Annotated in this window: 1 protein-coding gene; it reads right to left on the bottom strand. The window is 69.4% G+C overall.

The window, feature by feature from the left end; all coding sequences use genetic code 11:
* A partial coding sequence (locus tag EKC99_RS15700) for a hypothetical protein (protein ID WP_205597838.1) occupies positions 1–333 on the bottom strand: 333 nt, incomplete at both ends.

Raw genomic sequence — 333 nt, 5'->3', positions numbered from 1 at the left:
GTGCAGGTTCCAGCGCAGCTGGCGCGGATTCATGCAGTGGTTCTGTTCGATCTGCCGCTGCGGGCACTCGGCGCCGGGCAGCCATGCGCGGGTGCGGCCCACCTGGTTGCCGCGCAGGGCGATGTCCCAGTTGCTGTTCTGCCATTGCACGTTGAGGACCGCCGCCATCTCGGGCGTGACATGCCCGCGCAGGTCGATCGCCGGCTCGTGGTCCCGACGGCGGCGCAGCTCCTGCTGCTTCAGCGCGTCCAGCGAGAACAACCACTGGCCGGTGCTGCCGGTGTGGACCCGGTATTCGCCACGCAGCACCCAGTTGCGGGAAGTGGTGCGGCC

It is taken from the genome of Anoxybacillus sp. MB8 (assembly GCF_011006755.1).
In the GTDB taxonomy this organism is placed as follows: Bacteria; Bacillota; Bacilli; order Bacillales; family Anoxybacillaceae; genus Anoxybacillus; species Anoxybacillus gonensis.
This window is presented reverse-complemented; position numbering and strand designations above follow the sequence as displayed.